General features: G+C 71.3%; 16 protein-coding genes. 15 read left to right on the top strand and 1 reads right to left on the bottom strand.

The features are described from left to right. Window positions 1-20: 20 nt before the first annotated feature. The 4 genes from BCL65_RS15870 (at window position 21) to BCL65_RS15885 (ending at window position 3,360) form a co-directional block, all read left to right on the top strand. Window positions 21-449 (top strand): VOC family protein, encoded by a 429-nt coding sequence (locus tag BCL65_RS15870; RefSeq protein ID WP_106269487.1) that lies wholly within the window; start codon window positions 21-23, stop codon window positions 447-449. Window positions 450-646: 197 nt separating this feature from the next. Next, the gene (locus BCL65_RS15875) at window positions 647-1,651 is read left to right on the top strand and encodes a TerC family protein (RefSeq protein ID WP_106269488.1); all 1,005 of its coding nucleotides are present in this window, start codon (window positions 647-649) and stop codon (window positions 1,649-1,651) included. Further along, window positions 1,648-2,691 carry a TerC family protein gene (locus tag BCL65_RS15880; protein WP_106269489.1) on the top strand — a complete coding sequence of 348 codons (1,044 nt, stop codon included), beginning with the start codon at window positions 1,648-1,650 and terminating at the stop codon, window positions 2,689-2,691. The genes BCL65_RS15875 and BCL65_RS15880 overlap by 4 nt, the downstream gene beginning before the upstream one ends. A gap of 45 nt (window positions 2,692-2,736) precedes the next feature. After that, window positions 2,737-3,360 (top strand): DUF3824 domain-containing protein, encoded by a 624-nt coding sequence (locus BCL65_RS15885; RefSeq protein WP_106269490.1) that lies wholly within the window; start codon window positions 2,737-2,739, stop codon window positions 3,358-3,360. A gap of 27 nt (window positions 3,361-3,387) precedes the next feature. On the opposite strand, the gene BCL65_RS15890 is transcribed toward BCL65_RS15885, so the two are convergent. Next, complete coding sequence (locus tag BCL65_RS15890; RefSeq protein WP_106269491.1) at window positions 3,388-3,684, bottom strand: YciI family protein; 297 nt, start codon at window positions 3,682-3,684, stop codon at window positions 3,388-3,390. A 114-nt stretch (window positions 3,685-3,798) separates the two neighbouring features. On the opposite strand from BCL65_RS15890, the gene uvrA reads away from it, so the two are divergent. From uvrA to BCL65_RS15945, 11 genes are all read left to right on the top strand, one after another. Further along, complete coding sequence (gene uvrA / locus BCL65_RS15895) at window positions 3,799-6,762, top strand: excinuclease ABC subunit UvrA (protein ID WP_106269492.1); 2,964 nt, start codon at window positions 3,799-3,801, stop codon at window positions 6,760-6,762. Window positions 6,763-6,779: 17 nt separating this feature from the next. Further along, a complete protein-coding gene (locus BCL65_RS15900) occupies window positions 6,780-7,289 on the top strand; it encodes an OsmC family protein (protein ID WP_106269493.1) in 510 nt (169 codons plus the stop codon). Between the two features lie 42 nt (window positions 7,290-7,331). Further along, window positions 7,332-9,353 (top strand): excinuclease ABC subunit UvrC, encoded by a 2,022-nt coding sequence (gene uvrC / locus BCL65_RS15905; protein ID WP_106269494.1) that lies wholly within the window; start codon window positions 7,332-7,334, stop codon window positions 9,351-9,353. Beyond that, on the top strand, window positions 9,350-10,285 hold the full coding sequence (gene rapZ, locus BCL65_RS15910) for an RNase adapter RapZ (RefSeq protein ID WP_106269495.1): 936 nt from the start codon (window positions 9,350-9,352) through the stop codon (window positions 10,283-10,285). The genes uvrC and rapZ overlap by 4 nt, the downstream gene beginning before the upstream one ends. Window positions 10,286-10,346: 61 nt before the next feature. Further along, window positions 10,347-11,315: a gluconeogenesis factor YvcK family protein gene (locus tag BCL65_RS15915; protein WP_181340744.1), complete on the top strand. Its 969-nt coding sequence runs from the start codon at window positions 10,347-10,349 to the stop codon at window positions 11,313-11,315. A 35-nt stretch (window positions 11,316-11,350) separates the two neighbouring features. After that, complete coding sequence (gene whiA, locus BCL65_RS15920) at window positions 11,351-12,331, top strand: DNA-binding protein WhiA (protein ID WP_106269497.1); 981 nt, start codon at window positions 11,351-11,353, stop codon at window positions 12,329-12,331. 246 nt (window positions 12,332-12,577) lie between these two features. Next, window positions 12,578-13,582, top strand: a complete 1,005-nt coding sequence (gene gap, locus BCL65_RS15925) for a type I glyceraldehyde-3-phosphate dehydrogenase (protein WP_106269498.1) — start codon at window positions 12,578-12,580, stop codon at window positions 13,580-13,582. Between the two features lie 141 nt (window positions 13,583-13,723). After that, the gene (locus BCL65_RS15930) at window positions 13,724-14,923 is read left to right on the top strand and encodes a phosphoglycerate kinase (protein WP_106269499.1); all 1,200 of its coding nucleotides are present in this window, start codon (window positions 13,724-13,726) and stop codon (window positions 14,921-14,923) included. Between the two features lie 81 nt (window positions 14,924-15,004). Beyond that, window positions 15,005-15,772, top strand: a complete 768-nt coding sequence (tpiA, locus tag BCL65_RS15935) for a triose-phosphate isomerase (protein WP_219885670.1) — start codon at window positions 15,005-15,007, stop codon at window positions 15,770-15,772. 172 nt (window positions 15,773-15,944) lie between these two features. Continuing rightward, entirely contained in the window at window positions 15,945-16,190 is a 246-nt protein-coding gene (gene secG, locus BCL65_RS15940; RefSeq protein WP_106269501.1) for a preprotein translocase subunit SecG, read from the top strand. A gap of 108 nt (window positions 16,191-16,298) precedes the next feature. Beyond that, window positions 16,299-16,664 carry an RNA polymerase-binding protein RbpA gene (locus tag BCL65_RS15945; protein WP_106269502.1) on the top strand — a complete coding sequence of 122 codons (366 nt, stop codon included), beginning with the start codon at window positions 16,299-16,301 and terminating at the stop codon, window positions 16,662-16,664. Window positions 16,665-16,715: the final 51 nt, after the last annotated feature.

Here is a 16,715-nt window from a genome sequence, read left to right on the forward strand (position 1 = left end):
CCGGATCGGAGGAGCTCAACATGGCGACGACCTTTCAGGTGACCTTCGACGCAGCCGACCCGAGAGCGCTCGGTGAGTTCTGGTGTGCCGCGCTGGGCTACGAGCGGGACGCGCCCCCGGCCGGGTTCGCCACGTGGGAGGAGGCTCTGACGGCATGGGGCGTGCCGCCGGAGCGGTGGAACAGCAAGAACGCCGTGAGCGACCCGGCCGGCGTGGGTCCGCGGATCTTCATCCAGCAGGTGCCGGAGCCCAAGATGGGCAAGAACCGGTTGCATCTCGACCTGAACGTCAGCGGAGGACGGGCGGATCACGAGCGCCTCGTGGTGCTGCAGGCCGAGGCCGAGCGGCTCACCGCCCTGGGTGCGACGGTCCTCACCGAGGGCGCCGAGCTCGGGGACGTCTGGATCGTCATGCAGGACCCGGAGGGCAACGAGTTCTGCCTCCAGTGAGCGGCCGTCGGCAGCGTGGCGTGCCGGCGACCGAACCGGCCTCGTGCCGTATGCTGGTCGATCGTTGGAGGGGAGTATCTCCCAAGTGGTGAGGCCGTCAGTACGACCGGCGTCGGTGCCGGTTCGGTCTCACCCACCCGGAACGACGGGTGAGAGAGACCTCCGGTGCCTCGTCCTGCGTACCGGAAGGATCTGTCATGGATGTCCCCGTCTGGGTCTGGCTCGTCACGATCGCCGCGATCCTCGCGATGCTCGCCGTCGACTACCTCGGTCACGTGCGCACGCCGCACGCGCCGACCCTGAAGGAGTCGGCATGGTGGTCGCTCGCCTACGTGGCGGTGGCCGTCGCGTTCGGGGCGATAGTGTTCGCGGGCTGGGGAAGCCAGTACGGCGGTGAGTACTTCGCCGGCTACATCACCGAGAAGTCGCTGAGCGTCGACAACCTCTTCGTCTTCGTGCTGATCATGACGAGCTTCCGCGTGCCGCGGGAGCACCAGCAGCGCGTGCTCCTGATCGGCATCACGATCGCGCTCGTGCTGCGGACCGTCTTCATCCTCGCCGGGGCGGCGCTCATCGCGAACTTCGCCTGGATCTTCTACGTGTTCGGCGCGTTCCTCGTGTGGACCGCGATCGCCCAGGCCCGTGCCGGCACCTCGCACGACGAGGAGTTCACCGAGAACGCCGTGCTGCGGCTGACCCGGCGAGTGTTCCGCACGACCGACGACTACGTCGACCACCGGATGACCGTCCGCATCGACGGCAAGCGGTACATCACGCCGATGCTCATCGTGATGGTCGCCATCGGCAGCGCCGACCTGCTCTTCGCCGTCGACTCGATCCCGGCGATCTTCGGGCTGACCCAGGAGACGTTCCTCGTCTTCGCGGCCAACGCCTTCTCGCTGCTCGGCCTGCGCCAGCTCTACTTCCTCGTCGACGGTCTGCTGGACCGGCTCGTGTTCCTCAACTACGGGCTGGCCGCGATCCTCGGCTTCATCGGCGTGAAGCTGATCATCCACGCCCTGCACACCAACGAGCTCCCGTTCGTCAACGGCGGCCAGCACGTCGAGGCGATCCCCGAGATCCCCACGAGCTACTCGCTGACGTTCATCGTGGTGGTGCTCGCCGTCACCACCGTCGCGTCCCTGGCGAAGACGCGCCGCGACCAGCGCGTCGGCGTCGCGGCCGCGAAGGGTGACGAATGACCCACGAGCTGCCGGTGCTGTTCGAGGTCGTGGCGCTCGCCGCGATCGCGCTGCTGCTGGTCGCAGACCTGGCGATCGTCGGGCGCCGGCCGCACGTGCCGTCGATGAAGGAGAGCGGCATCTGGGTCGCGGTCTACGTGAGCCTGGCGGTCGTCTTCGGCCTCGTCGTGCTGGCCGTCGGAGGCGCCGCACCGGCAGGCGAGTTCTACGCCGGCTGGCTGACCGAGTACTCGCTCAGCATCGACAACCTGTTCATCTTCGTCATCATCATGTCGCGGTTCGCGGTGCCGCGGGAGCACCAGCAGAAGGTGCTGATGGTGGGCATCATCATCGCGCTCGTGCTCAGGGCGGGCTTCATCCTCGCGGGCGCCGCGCTGATCGAGGAGTTCCTGGCCGTCTTCTACCTGTTCGGGGCGTTCCTGCTCTACACGGCCGTCAAGCTGCTGGCCGGCGACGACGACGAGGAGTACAAGGAGAACGTCGCGATCCGTCTCCTGCGCCGGGTCCTGCCGGTCGCGGACGCCTACGACGGCGCCAAGGTCCGCACGGTCGTCGACGGCAGGCGTCTGTGGACCCCGATGCTCGTCGTGTTCGTCGCGATCGGCACCACCGACCTGCTGTTCGCCCTGGACTCGATCCCGGCGATCTTCGGTCTGACGAAGGACCCGTTCATCGTCTTCACCACGAACGTCTTCGCGCTCATGGGCCTGCGTCAGCTCTACTTCCTGCTCGGCGGGCTCCTGGAGCGGCTCGTCTACCTGCCCGTGGCGCTCTCGGTGATCCTGGGCTTCATCGGGGTGAAGCTGATCATGGAGGCCATGCACGGCAACACGTTGCCCTTCGTCAACGGCGGGCAGCCGATCGAGTGGGTGCCCGAGGTGCCGATCTGGCTGTCGCTGCTCGTCATCGTCGGCTCGCTCGCCGTCGCGACGGTGGCCAGCCTGATCAGGACCCGACGGAACCCGACGGTCCGTGCGCAGGTCCCGGCCGAGGTGGCCTCGGCGGCGTCGCCCGACGACGGCGGGCGAGACCTGCGCTGACCTGGTGCGGCATACTGGGCCGTCGTCGCCGAAGAGGAGCCCACCGTGTCCGACAGCTCGAGCCTGCACCAGCCGCCGCCCGAGGGTGCGGACGGACCGCCGCCGGCCGACGGCAGGCCCCTGCCGGCGTACGGCCGGTACCTGCCGGCGGACGGGTCCGGCGCCCCGTCGCCGTCTCCCTGGTCCGAGCATCCCGCGCAGGAAGGTCCCCCGCGCCCCCTGCGCATCGCCGTCTCGCTGATGTGGGTCGGCGCGGTGCTGAGCCTGCTCGGTGCCGTCGTCGCGTACTTCATGGTCGACACGGTGAACACGCTGGTGGCACAGGAGCTCGCCGCCCAGGGGATGCAGGAGCTGGCCACGCCGGAGTTCCTGGCCATGCTGGAGGGCATGATCGTGGTGGGGCTCGTCGCTGGCGGAGCGATCTCTGCCGGCCTCTGGGCCTGGATGGCGGTCAAGAACCGGCAGGGCAGGCCGTGGGCCCGCGTGCTGGGCACGGTCCTTGCCGCGGTGTACGTCGTCAACTACGTGTCCGGCCTGGCTCAGGCCGGCGCGACGCCCCAGGCGGTGCTGGGAGTCCTGCAGGTGGGCCTCGTCGTCACGACCGTCGCGCTGATGTGGCAGCGCGCCTCCTCGGACTACTACGCCACGGGGTCCGCCGCGCGCCGTTGAGCGTGCAGGCGCCCGCGGTCGCGAGCGTCAGGCCGCGAACCCGCCGATGACGGGCACCCACGCACGCACGCCGACCGCGGCGACGAGCCCCTCGCGGCGGAACGGGTCGGTGTCGAGCAGCTCCGTCGCCGCCGTCGCCGACGGGGCGCGCACGACGATGAGGGCGCCGTCCGGCTCCTGGTCCGTGGCGGGCAGGGGCCCCGAGACCAGCACGGCCCCCTCGGCGCACAGCGCCTGCAGGTGGTCACGGTGCGCAGGGCGGACGCGGTCCCGAGCGGAGGCGCTGCCCGGTGCGTAGACGTAGGTGACGGCATAGACGTTCATGGCGCCATCCAAGCATCCCGGGACGGTCGGCGGCCGAGGTGTCCGCCGCACCACCACGACGACGTGACATGGAACATCTGTACGAATGTCGGTGGTGGGCCGTAGGATGCTGCGGTGAGCAATCGCCTCGTCGTCTCCGGTGCCCGCGAGCACAACCTGCGCAACGTCGACCTCGACCTGCCGCGGGACTCGCTCATCGTCTTCACCGGTCTGAGCGGCTCGGGAAAGTCGTCGCTCGCCTTCGACACCATCTTCGCCGAGGGCCAGCGGCGCTACGTCGAGTCGCTGTCCGCCTACGCCCGCCAGTTCCTCGGCCAGATGGACAAGCCGGACGTCGACTTCATCGAGGGGCTGAGCCCCGCGGTCTCGATCGACCAGAAGTCGACCAACCGCAACCCGCGTTCCACGGTCGGCACGATCACCGAGGTCTACGACTACCTTCGCCTGCTCTTCTCGCGCGCCGGCACCCAGCACTGCCCGGTGTGCGACGAGCCGGTCCAGGCGCAGACGCCGCAGCAGATCGTGGACAAGATCCTCGACCTGCCGGAGGGCACCCGGTACCAGGTGCTCGCACCGGTGGTGCGTGGGCGCAAGGGCGAGTACGCCGAACTCTTCGCCGAGCTGCAGACGCAGGGATTCTCCCGGGCGCGGGTCGACGGTGACGTCGTCCAGCTCAGCAGCCCGCCCGCGCTGGAGAAGAAGGTCAAGCACGACATCGAGGTGGTCGTCGACCGGTTGGTCGCGCGTGACGGCGTGCAGCGCAGGCTGACCGACTCCGTGGAGACGGCGCTGGGACTGGCGGGTGGACTGGTGATGATCGACCTGGTCGACGTCACCGACGACGCCGGTGAGGGGAACGGACTGCCCGGTCTGCTGAAGTACTCCGAGAAGCGTTCCTGCCCCAACGACCACCCGCTGAGCCTCGACGAGATCGAGCCGCGGACCTTCTCGTTCAACGCGCCGTACGGCGCGTGCCCGGAGTGCACCGGCATCGGCTTCCGCCTGGAGGTCGACCCCGAGCTGATCGTGCCGGACCACGAGCGGACGCTGCGCGAGGGCGCGGTCGCACCGTGGTCGCAGACCTCCTCCGAGTACTTCGAGCGCGTCCTCGGGGCGCTCGCCGAGGAGATGAAGTTCTCGATGGACGTCCCGTGGCGAGCGTTGCCGCAGCGGGCTCGGGACGCCGTCCTGCACGGGCGCAACCACCAGGTGCACGTGAAGTACCGCAACCGGTGGGGCCGCGAACGTCAGTACTCGACGGGGTTCGAGGGCGCGGTGACCTTCATCGAGCGCAGGCACGCCGAGACCGAGTCGGACTGGTCCAAGGAGCGGTACGAGGCCTACATGCGTGAGGTCCCGTGCCCGGAGTGCCACGGCGCGCGCCTCAAGCCGGAGGTCCTCGCGGTCAAGGTGGGCTCGAAGTCGATCTGGGACGTGTGCCGGCTGCCGATCGGCGACGCCAAGGAGTACCTGGACGCGCTCGAGCTCGGTGCGCGCGAGACGGCGATCGCGGGCGAGGTGCTCAAGGAGATCCACGCGCGGCTCGGCTTCCTGCTCGACGTCGGGCTGCACTACCTGACCCTGGAGCGGGCGGCGGGGACGCTGTCGGGCGGGGAGGCGCAGCGCATCCGCCTGGCGACCCAGATCGGCTCGGGCCTGGTGGGCGTCCTGTACGTGCTCGACGAGCCCAGCATCGGCCTGCACCAGCGCGACAACCGCCGACTCATCGACACCCTCACCCGGCTCCGTGACCTCGGCAACACCTTGATCGTCGTCGAGCACGACGAGGACACGATCCGCGCGGCGGACTGGATCGTCGACGTCGGGCCCGGCGCGGGCGAGCACGGCGGCGCGGTGGTGCACTCCGGCGACTACGCGGGGCTGCTGGAGTCGGAGGGCTCGATGACGGGTGCCTACCTGTCCGGCCGGCGGAGCATCGCGCTGCCCGCCGCGCGCCGCGGGGTGGACCCCGCGCGCCAGGTCTCCGTGGTGGGTGCGCGGGAGAACAACCTGCGCGACATCGACGTGTCGTTCCCGCTGGGGGTGCTCACGGCGGTCACGGGCGTCTCGGGCTCCGGCAAGTCGACCCTCGTGAACTCGATCCTGCACACGGTGCTGGCCAACGAGCTCAACGGTGCCCGGCAGGTCCCCGGGCGGCACACGCGCGTGACCGGCACCGAGCAGCTGGACAAGGTCGTGCACGTCGACCAGGGGCCGATCGGCCGGACGCCGCGCTCGAACCCCGCGACCTACACGGGGGTGTGGGACCGGGTGCGCAAGATCTTCGCCGAGACGGAGGAGGCCAAGGTCCGTGGCTACGGGCCGGGCCGGTTCTCCTTCAACGTCAAGGGCGGCCGGTGCGAGGCCTGCTCGGGCGACGGCACGCTGAAGATCGAGATGAACTTCCTCCCGGACGTCTACGTGCCGTGCGAGGTGTGCCACGGCGCGCGGTACAACCGCGAGACGCTCGAGGTCCACTTCAAGGGCAAGACGGTCGCCGACGTGCTCGCCATGCCCATCGAGGAGGCCGCCGAGTTCTTCGCGGCGTTCCCCGCGATCTCGCGGCACCTGTCCACGCTGGTGGACGTCGGGCTCGGGTACGTGCGCCTCGGGCAGCCGGCGCCGACCCTCTCCGGGGGCGAGGCGCAGCGGGTCAAGCTCGCGAGCGAGCTGCAGAAGCGGTCGACGGGCCGCACCGTGTACGTGCTGGACGAGCCCACGACAGGTCTGCACTTCGAGGACATCCGCAAGCTGCTGGGCGTCCTGCAGTCGCTGGCGGACAAGGGCAACACGGTGCTCGTGATCGAGCACAACCTCGACGTCATCAAGAGCGCCGACTGGGTGGTCGACATGGGGCCGGAGGGCGGGTCGGGCGGCGGCACGGTCGTGGCGCAGGGCACGCCCGAGCAGGTCGCCGAGGTCGAGGCGAGCCACACGGGGCGGTACCTCGCCGAGGTGCTCGCGGCGCACCCGGACGTTCCCGTCGAGCCGCCGGCGGCATCGGCCACCGCCTCGCCGGCACCCACCGGACGCAAGAGCACCAAGAAGGCGCGAGCCACCAAGCGCGACGCCGCCTGAGCCTCTACGGTGTGGCCATGGGAGCCCACCACGAGTACTCCGTCGCCGTCCGTTGGCCCGCTGCCGAGGTCGTGCCGGGCGGCGCCGACGCGGTGACGTCGTCGTACACCGCGTACACACGCGACCACGACGTCGTGCTGCCCGGCCGCCCGGTGCTGCCCGGATCGGCGGACCCGAGCTTCCGCGGCGACCCGGACCGCTTCAGCCCCGAGGACCTGTTCGTGGCCAGCCTGTCGCAGTGCCACATGCTGTGGTTCCTGCACCTGGCGGCCGAGAGCGGGCTCGCGGTGCGGGAGTACACCGACGACGCGACGGGGACCATGCGGGTCGAGGCTCGTGGAGAGGGCCAGTTCACGGACGTGACGCTGCGGCCGCGGGTGGTCGTGGAACCGGGGGAGCGGGCCACCGACGAGCACGTCGAGGCTCTGCACCACCGTGCGCACGCCCTGTGCTTCCTGTCCCGGAGCGTCAACTTCAGCGTGCTCGTCGAGCCGGCACCGCTGCACCTGGCGGACGCCGCCGCCTGAGCGGTTCCCGCGATGTCGGTGCCCTGACCTAACCTGGGGCCCATGGCCGACCCCGCGACATATCGACCTCGGCCGGGAGAGATCCCGACCTCGCCGGGCGTGTACCGGTTCCGTGACGCCCACGGCCGCGTGATCTACGTCGGCAAGGCGAAGAACCTGCGTCAGCGGCTGTCCAGCTACTTCCAGGACGTCGCCAACCTGCACCACCGCACGCAGCAGATGGTCACCACGGCCGCCTCGGTCGAGTGGACGGTCGTCGGCACGGAGGTGGAGGCCCTCGCCCTGGAGTACTCCTGGATCAAGGAGTACGACCCCCGGTTCAACGTCAAGTACCGCGACGACAAGTCGTATCCCTACCTCGCGGTCACGATGGGTGACGAGATTCCTCGGGCGCAGGTGATGCGCGGGGCGAAGCGCCCCGGCACCCGCTACTTCGGTCCCTACGGTCACGCGTGGGCGATCCGCGAGACGCTCGACCTCCTGCTGCGGGTCTTCCCGGTGCGGACCTGCTCGGCCGGGGTGTACCGGCGGGCGCAGCAGTCGGGCCGCCCGTGCCTGCTCGGCTACATCGACAAGTGCGCCGCGCCCTGCGTCGGGCGGATCAGCCCCGAGGACCACCACGACCTGGCGCGTGACCTGTGCGACTTCATGGCGGGCGACACGGCCCGCTTCGTGCGCCGGCTCGAGCAGGAGATGTCCGACGCCGCCGCGAACCTCGAGTACGAGCAGGCGGCCCGGCTGCGCGACGACCTGGCGGCCCTGCGGCGCGTGACGGAGAAGAACGCCGTCGTGCTCTCCGACGCGACCGACGCCGACGTCTTCGCCATGGTCGGCGACGAGCTGGAGGCGGCGGTCCAGGTGTTCCACGTCCGCGGCGGCCGGATCCGGGGTCAGCGCGGCTGGGTGGTCGAGAAGGTCGAGGACGCCACGGACGCCGAGCTGGTGGAGCACCTGCTCCAGCAGGTCTACGGAGCGGTCGACGACGCGCGCGACCCCGACGCGTCCGAGCGTGAGGCACGGGCCGTGGCGCGCGACGCCGTGCCCCGGGAGGTGCTCGTGCCCGTCCTCCCCGCGGACCTCGAGCAGGTCACGGCCTGGCTGGCCGGTCTGCGGGGAGCCCGGGTCGACGTCCGGGTGCCGCAGCGCGGCGACAAGCGCGAGCTCGCCGAGACCGTCCGCAAGAACGCCGAGCAGGCGCTCGCGCTGCACCGGACGCGGCGCGCCGGCGACCTCACGACCCGCAGCCAGGCGCTGGCCGAGCTCCAGGAGGCGCTCGGGCTCGACGAGGCCCCGCTCCGGATCGAGTGCTACGACGTCTCGCACACCCAGGGCACCTACCAGTCGGCGTCGATGGTCGTGTTCGAGGACGGGCTGCCGCGCAAGAGCGAGTACCGGTCGTTCTCGGTCCGCGGGCCGGACGGCGACGGCGCGGCGGACGACACGGCAGCCATGTACGAGGTCATCACCCGCCGCTTCAAGCGCTACCTCAGCGACCGGCACGCCAGCGGCGAGCTCGGGACGAACGGCGAGGTCGCCTCGGAGGTGGACCCTGAGGAACGTCGGCGCTTCGCCTACCCGCCGCACCTCGTCGTCGTGGACGGTGGCCCACCACAGGTCGCGGCGGCCGCCCGGGCGCTCGCGGAGCTCGGGGTGACCGACGTCGCGCTGTGCGGGCTGGCGAAGCGGCTGGAGGAGGTGTGGATGCCCGGCGAGGACTATCCCGTCATCCTGCAGCGCGCCTCCCAGGGCCTGTACCTGCTGCAGCGGGTCCGGGACGAGGCGCACCGGTTCGCCATCGCCCAGCACCGTCGTCGCCGCAGCAAGGGCATGGTCTCGTCCGTGCTCGACGACGTCCCGGGCCTCGGCCCGGCACGCCAGCAGGCGCTGCTCGCCCGGTTCGGCTCGGTGAAGCGGCTGCGTGCGGCGAGCGTGGAGGAGATCGCCGAGGTCAAGGGCATGGGCGCACGCACCGCCCAGGCGGTGGCCGACGCGCTCGCCAAGAGCGACGCCGTCGGCCAGGGCGGCACCGTGCAGGGTCCGCGGGCTGGCATGCTTGACCCATGAGCGAACCGTCGCCCATCACCGTCCCGCAGGGCATCGCCGCGATCGAGGCCGCCACGCCCGCACCTGACCGTTCCGACCCCGAGGTGCTCATCATCACGGGCATGTCCGGTGCCGGCCGCACCCGGGCGGCCGGCGTCCTGGAGGACCTCGACTGGTTCGTGGTGGACAACCTCCCTCCGCTGATGATCGTCCCGCTCGTCGACCTGATGACCAAGGCCGGCTCCTCGGTCGAGCGTCTGGCGGTCGTCGTCGACGTCCGTGGGCGCGAGTACTTCCCCGAGCTGACCGAGGCGCTGGGGCACCTGCGGTCGGGCGGGGTCACCTACCGGATCCTGTTCCTGGACGCCTCGGACGAGGTGCTCGTGCGGCGTTTCGAGAGCGTGCGCCGTCCGCACCCGCTGCAGGGCGGCGGGCGCATCCTCGACGGCATCGCCGCGGAGCGTCGGGTGCTCGCCTCGATCGCCGAACGGGCCGACGTCGTCCTCGACACCACCGGCCTGTCGGTGCACGACCTCGCCAAGGAGGTGCGCGACGCCGTCGCCGCCGGCTCGGTCGACGCCCTGCGGATCAACGTGGTGGCGTTCGGCTTCAAGTACGGCCTGCCGCTCGACGCCGACCACGTCGCGGACGTGCGGTTCCTCGCCAACCCGTACTGGATCTCCGAGCTGCGCCACCTGACGGGTCAGGACGAGGCCGTGCGCAGCTACGTCCTGGGACGGCCCGGCGCGACCGAGTTCGTCGAACGGTACGTCGCGGCCCTCGAGCCCGTGCTGGCCGGGTACCTCGCGGAGGAGAAGCGGTACGTGACGATCGCCGTCGGATGCACCGGCGGCAAGCACCGGTCCGTCGCGCTCGCCGGAGAGATCGCCGACCGCCTGCGCGCCACCGGGCAGCGCGTCACGGTCACCGCCCGTGACCTCGGCAAGGAGTGAGACGCTGAGCTCCGCACCCGCCGAAGGCGTCCTCGCGCGCCCCTTCCCGACACCTCGCGAGATCGGCGGCCCGGAGGGGCCGCGGACGGTCGCGCTGGGCGGCGGCCACGGCCTGGCCGCGAGCCTGGGCGCCCTGCGCCTCCTGACGGACCGGCTCACGGCCGTGGTCACGGTGGCCGACGACGGCGGCTCGTCCGGACGGCTGCGTGACGAGCTCGACGTGCTGCCCCCGGGGGACCTGCGCATGGCGCTCGCGGCCCTGTGCGACGACTCGGAGTGGGGCCGGACGTGGAGCGACCTCCTGCAGCACCGGTTCGCCTCGGGCGGCGAGCTCGACGGGCACGCGATGGGCAACCTCCTCATCGTCTCGCTGTGGGAACGCCTCGGGGACACCGTGGCCGGCCTCGACTGGGTCGGACGCCTGCTCGGGGCGCGCGGCCGGGTGCTGCCGATGGCGTCGGTGCCGCTGGTCGTCGAGGCCGAGGTCGTGGACGAGGGCGTGACGACGACGGTCGTCGGGCAGAGCAGCGTCGCCCGGTGCGGGGGCAGGATCGACACGCTGCGGCTCGACCCTGCCGACCCGCCCGCGTGCCCGGAGGCCGTCCGCGCCGTGATGGAGGCGGACTGGGTCGTGATGGGACCGGGGTCCTGGTACTCGTCGGTCCTCGTGCACCTGCTCGTGCCGGAGCTGGCGGCGGCCCTGCACGCGACGCCGGCGCGTCGGTGCGTCACCCTGAACCTCAGTGCTGAACCGGGGGAGACCCACGGTCTGACGGCGCCCGAGCACCTGGCGGCGTTGCGTCGGCACGCGCCCGGGCTGCGCGTCGACGCCGTCCTGGCGGACCCGTCCGCCGTCGACGACGCCGAGGAGCTGCGGGAGGCGGCGCAGGCGCTGGGGGCCCGGCTCGTCGTCGGTCCCGTGGCGCGGGGCGACGGCACGCCGCGGCACGACCCGCTCCGGCTGGCGGCCGCCTACCGGGACGTCTTCGAAGGGCCGGAGCCACGGGCCGGGGGCGACGCCCACGGCTGACGGCGCACGTCACGGGCCCGTGGCAGGATGACGCCATGGCGCTGACGGTAGAGGTGAAGGACGAGCTGTCCCGGCACGTGGTGACCCGGACGTCGTGCCGCAAGGCCGAGGTGTCGGCGATGCTGAGGTTCTCGGGCGGGCTGCACATCATCTCGGGGCGCGTGGTGATCGAGGCCGAGCTCGACACGGAGTCGGCGGCGGCCCGCCTGCGGCGGGCGATCGTGGACCTGTACGGGCACGCCAGCGAGCTGATCGTCGTCCGGGCCGGAGGCCTGCGCAAGAACGACCGGTACGTCGTCCGTGTGGTGCGCGACGGGGAGTCGCTCGCCCGGCAGACCGGGCTGCTGGACTCGCGGGGGCGGCCGGTGCGCGGCCTGGCGCCCGAGGTGGTCTCGGGCGGGGTGGACGCGGCGGAGGCGGTGTGGCGTGGTGCGTTCCTGGCGCACGGCTCGCTGACGGAACCCGGTCGGTCCATGTCTCTCGAGGTGACGTGCCCGGGGCCGGAGGCGGCGCTGGCGCTGGTCGGTGCCGCCCGGCGCATCGGGGTGCAGGCGAAGTCCCGCGAGGTGCGCGGGATCGACCGCGTCGTGGTGCGTGACGGGGATGCCATCAGCGAGGTGCTGCGCCGGATGGGCGCGGTGGTCACCCGCGAGACGTGGGAGGAGCGCCGGGCCCGCCGCGAGGTGCGGGGCACGGCGAACCGCCTGGCGAACTTCGACGACGCGAACCTGCGGCGGTCGGCCCGCGCGGCGGTCGCGGCCGGCGCGCGCGTGCAGCGGGCGTTCGAGATCCTGGGCGACGAGGTTCCGGAGCATCTCCGCGAGGCCGGCGAGCTGCGCCTGGCCCACAAGCAGGCGTCGCTGGAGGAGCTCGGGCAGCTCGCCTCGCCGCAGCTCTCCAAGGACGCGGTGGCCGGCCGTATCCGGCGGCTGCTCTCGACCGCGGACAAGCGGGCCATGGACCTCGGCATCCCCGACACCGAGGCGGGTCTGTCGCCGGACCTGCTGGACCTCTGACCCTCGTCGCCGACCACTGGTCGGACCACCTGTCTCACGGGGGACCGGAGTCAGCAGCAGGCAACGGATGGGTATAGGCTCCCAGGTGTCAGGTGACGACGGTGTGACCCTGGACTTGATGTCCCGGCCATGCGTCACGGGACCTCCGGGGTGGCTCCGTACGTTCCAGCGCGCCGACGGCGCGCGTGAGTTTGGCATCAACCGTGTGCGCCGGTCCGGATCCGGCGCGCCCTGAGGAGGGCTATCGTGACCATCCGCGTCGGCATCAACGGCTTCGGCCGCATCGGACGTAACTTCTACCGCGCTCTCGTCGAGTCGGGTGCGGACATCGAGGTCGTGGGCGTCAACGACCTGACCGACAACAAGACCCTGGCCCACCTGCTGAAGTACGACACCACGCTGGGTCGCTTCGGCAAGACGGTCGAGTTCGACGACGACAACATCATCGTCGACGGCACCAAGATCCGGGCCCTCGCCGAGCGCGACCCGGCGAACCTCCCCTGGGGCGAGCTGGGTGCGGACATCGTCATCGAGTCCACCGGGTTCTTCACGGACGCCACGAAGGCCAAGGCGCACATCGACGCCGGCGCCAAGAAGGTCATCATCTCCGCCCCGGCGAAGAACGAGGACGCCACCTTCGTGATGGGGGTGAACAGCGACCAGTACGACCCGGCCGCCCACCACATCATCTCCAACGCCTCGTGCACCACGAACTGCCTCGCCCCGCTGGCGAAGGCGCTCAACGACTCCATCGGCATCGAGCGTGGCCTGATGACCACGATCCACGCCTACACGGGTGACCAGAACCTGCAGGACGGCCCCCACAAGGACCTGCGTCGCGCCCGCGCCGCCGCGCAGAACATCGTGCCGACCACCACGGGTGCCGCGAAGGCCGTGGCCCTGGTGCTCCCGGAGCTCAAGGGCAAGCTCGACGGGTACGCGCTGCGCGTGCCGGTCATCACCGGCTCTGCCACCGACCTCACCTTCGAGGCGCCCAAGGACGTCACGGTCGAGGAGGTCAACGCCGCGGTGAAGGCTGCCGCCGAGGGCCCGCTCAAGGGCGTCCTGTCCTACGTCGAGGACGAGATCGTCTCCTCCGACATCGTGACGGACCCGCACCAGAGCATCTTCGACGCCAAGCTCACCAAGGTGATCGGCAACCAGGTCAAGGTCGTCTCCTGGTACGACAACGAGTGGGGCTACTCCAACTCCCTCGTCTCGCTGACGCTGCTCGTCGGCGACAAGCTCTGACGAGCTGCTCCACCAGAGTGTGACCACGACGTCCGCGGGTGCGCGGTCCGCCCGTCCCCGTGACGAGCGGACCGCCGCACCCGCGGACGTCGTCGTGTCGCGAGAAGTACCCCACCCGACCTTCCTGCACGAGGTGAGCTCATGAAGACGATCGACACTCTCGGGGACCTGCGCGGCCGCCGCGTCCTGGTCCGCTCCGACTTCAACGTGCCGCTCGACGGCACGACCATCACGGACGACGGCCGTATCCGTGCGGCGCTGCCCACGCTGCGGCGCCTGGCCGACGGCGGCGCGCGCGTCGTCGTCATGGCCCACCTGGGCCGCCCGAAGGGCGCCCCGGACCAGAAGTTCTCCCTGGCCCCCGTGGCTGCGCGCCTCGGTGAGCTGCTGGGGCAGGAGGTCTCGCTCGCCACGGACCTCGTCGGCGAGTCGGCACGGTCCACCGTCGATGGCCTGGCCGACGGTCAGGTGGCCCTGCTCGAGAACGTCCGCTTCGACGCGCGCGAGACGTCCAAGGTCGACGCCGAGCGCGCCGAGCTGGCCGGCGAGCTCGCCGGGCTCGCGGACGCGTTCGTCTCCGACGGCTTCGGCGTGGTCCACCGCAAGCAGGCCTCGGTCTACGACATCGCCCAGCTCCTGCCCGCGGTCGCCGGCGACCTGGTCCTCAAGGAGGTCGAGTCGCTCTCCCGCGCCACGACGGACCCGGCGCGGCCCTACGCCGTCGTGCTCGGTGGGTCGAAGGTCTCTGACAAGCTCGGCGTCATCGCCAACCTCCTGACCAAGGCCGACCGCCTCCTCATCGGCGGTGGCATGGTCTTCACGTTCCTCGCCGCGAAGGGCCACTCCGTGGGCTCGTCGCTGCTCGAGGAGGACCAGGTCGAGACCGTCAAGGGCTATCTCGCCCAGGCGGCGGAGAACGGCGTCGAGATCGTCCTGCCCACCGACATCGTGGCCGCCGACTCGTTCGCGGCGGACGCCCCGCACGCGACCGTGCCCGCCGAGGAGATCCCGGACGGCAAGATGGGTCTGGACATCGGCCCGGACTCCGGGGAGCTCTTCGCCGCGAAGCTCGCGGACGCGCGGACCATCGTCTGGAACGGTCCGATGGGAGTCTTCGAGTTCGACGCGTTCGCCGGCGGCACCCGTGCCGTCGCGCAGGGCATCGTCGACGCGACGGCCGGCGGCGCCTTCTCGATCGTCGGTGGTGGCGACTCCGCGGCCGCGGTGCGCATCCTCGGGTTCGACGAGGCGGGCTTCAGCCACATCTCGACCGGCGGCGGCGCCAGCCTCGAGCTGCTGGAGGGCAAGGAGCTGCCGGGCCTGACCGTGCTGGCCGACTGAGCGCCGCTGCTCGACACCTGCTCGGGACCAACCAACCACGACACGAAGGACACGACTGTGGCCACGAACCGCACGCCCCTGATGGCGGGCAACTGGAAGATGAACCTGGACCACGCCGAGGCGATCGCCGCGGTCCAGAAGCTCGCCTGGACCCTGAAGGACGCCGGGCACGACTACTCCGCGGTGGAGGTGGCGGTGCTCGCACCGTTCACCGACCTGCGGTCCGTGCAGACGCTGGTGGACGCCGACAAGCTCGAGGTGCGCTACGGCGCGCAGGACATCTCGCAGCACGAGTCGGGCGCCTACACCGGTGAGGTCTCCGGCGCGATGATCGCCCGCCTCGGCTGCACCTACGTCGCCGTCGGGCACTCCGAGCGCCGCGAGTACCACGCCGAGGACGACGCGGTCGTCAACGCCAAGGTCAAGGCCGCCTTCGGCAAGGGCGTCACGCCGATCCTGTGCGTCGGGGAGGGGCTGGACGTGCGCAAGGCGGGCGACCAGGTGGCCTACACGCTCGCCCAGCTCGACGCTGCGCTCGACGGTGTGCCCGCCGCGCAGGCGAAGGACGTCGTCGTGGCGTACGAGCCCGTGTGGGCCATCGGCACGGGCGAGGTCGCGACGCCGGAGGACGCCCAGGAGGTCTGCGGCGCGATCCGTGCCCGCCTCGCCGAGCTCTACGACGCCGAGGTCGCGGGCGGCGTGCGCGTGCTGTACGGCGGCTCGGTCAAGTCGGGCAACGTCGCGCAGATCATGGCGCAGCCGGACGTGGACGGAGCGCTGGTCGGCGGGGCGAGCCTCGACCCGGAGGAGTTCGCGAAGATCGCGCGGTACCAGTCGCACGTCGCCTGACGCAGGGACGCGGCGCTCCGGCGCCGGTCCGTCCAGGACGCCTCTCGTGGCGGTCAGCCCTCGGTCATGCCAGGGGTTCGCCACGGGAGGCGTTCGTCACCTAGTCTTGACCCCGCCGGGCAATCCCGGCACCGTCAGCCCGCCGTGAGGCGGCCGAGAACCGAGGACACCCATGTTCGCCGCGTTGACCATCTTCCTGAACGTCGTGCTCGTGCTCACCAGTGCGTTCCTGATCCTGCTCATCCTGATGCACAAGGGCAAGGGCGGTGGCATGTCCGACATGTTCGGGGGCGGGATGTCGAGCGCGGCCGGGAGCTCCGGGGTCGCCGAGCGCAACCTCAACCGCATCACGGTCGGGATCGCCCTGGTGTGGATCGTCGTGATCGTCCTCCTCGGACTCGCCACCAAGGTCAGCTGACGGACCAAGAGCCGCTCAGTGGGGTGCGGCGTCAGGCGGTGGGGGCGCCGTCGGGCACGAGGATCGTCCGTGGGCGTGAGCCCACAGAGTCGAAGGTGAGGACGACACGTGGCATCTGGACACGCCATCCGTGGCTCGCGCGTCGGAGCCGGCCCGATGGGAGAGCAGGAACGCGGCGAGATCGCTCCGCGGACCGTGGTCTCCTACTGGTGTCTCAACGGGCATGAGACACGGCCGAGCTTCGCCGCGGTGGAGCAGGTGGAGCCCCCCGAGCACTGGGACTGTCCGCGGTGCGGATTCCCCGCGGGGCAGGACGCGGCGAACCCGCCGGCACCGCTGCGCAACGAGCCGTACAAGACCCATCTGGCCTACGTGAAGGAGCGGCGGTCGGAGGAGGACGGCGCCGCCCTGCTGGAGGAGGCTCTCGCGACGTTGCGGGACCGGCGCTCCGGCGGGCTGGCGACGATGCGCTGACGAACGACGAGGGGCGGTCCCGAGGACGGGACCGCCCCTCGTCGCTCGTGG

The sequence above is a fragment of the Isoptericola halotolerans genome (genome assembly GCF_003003075.1).
Classification (GTDB): domain Bacteria; phylum Actinomycetota; class Actinomycetes; order Actinomycetales; family Cellulomonadaceae; genus Isoptericola; species Isoptericola halotolerans_A.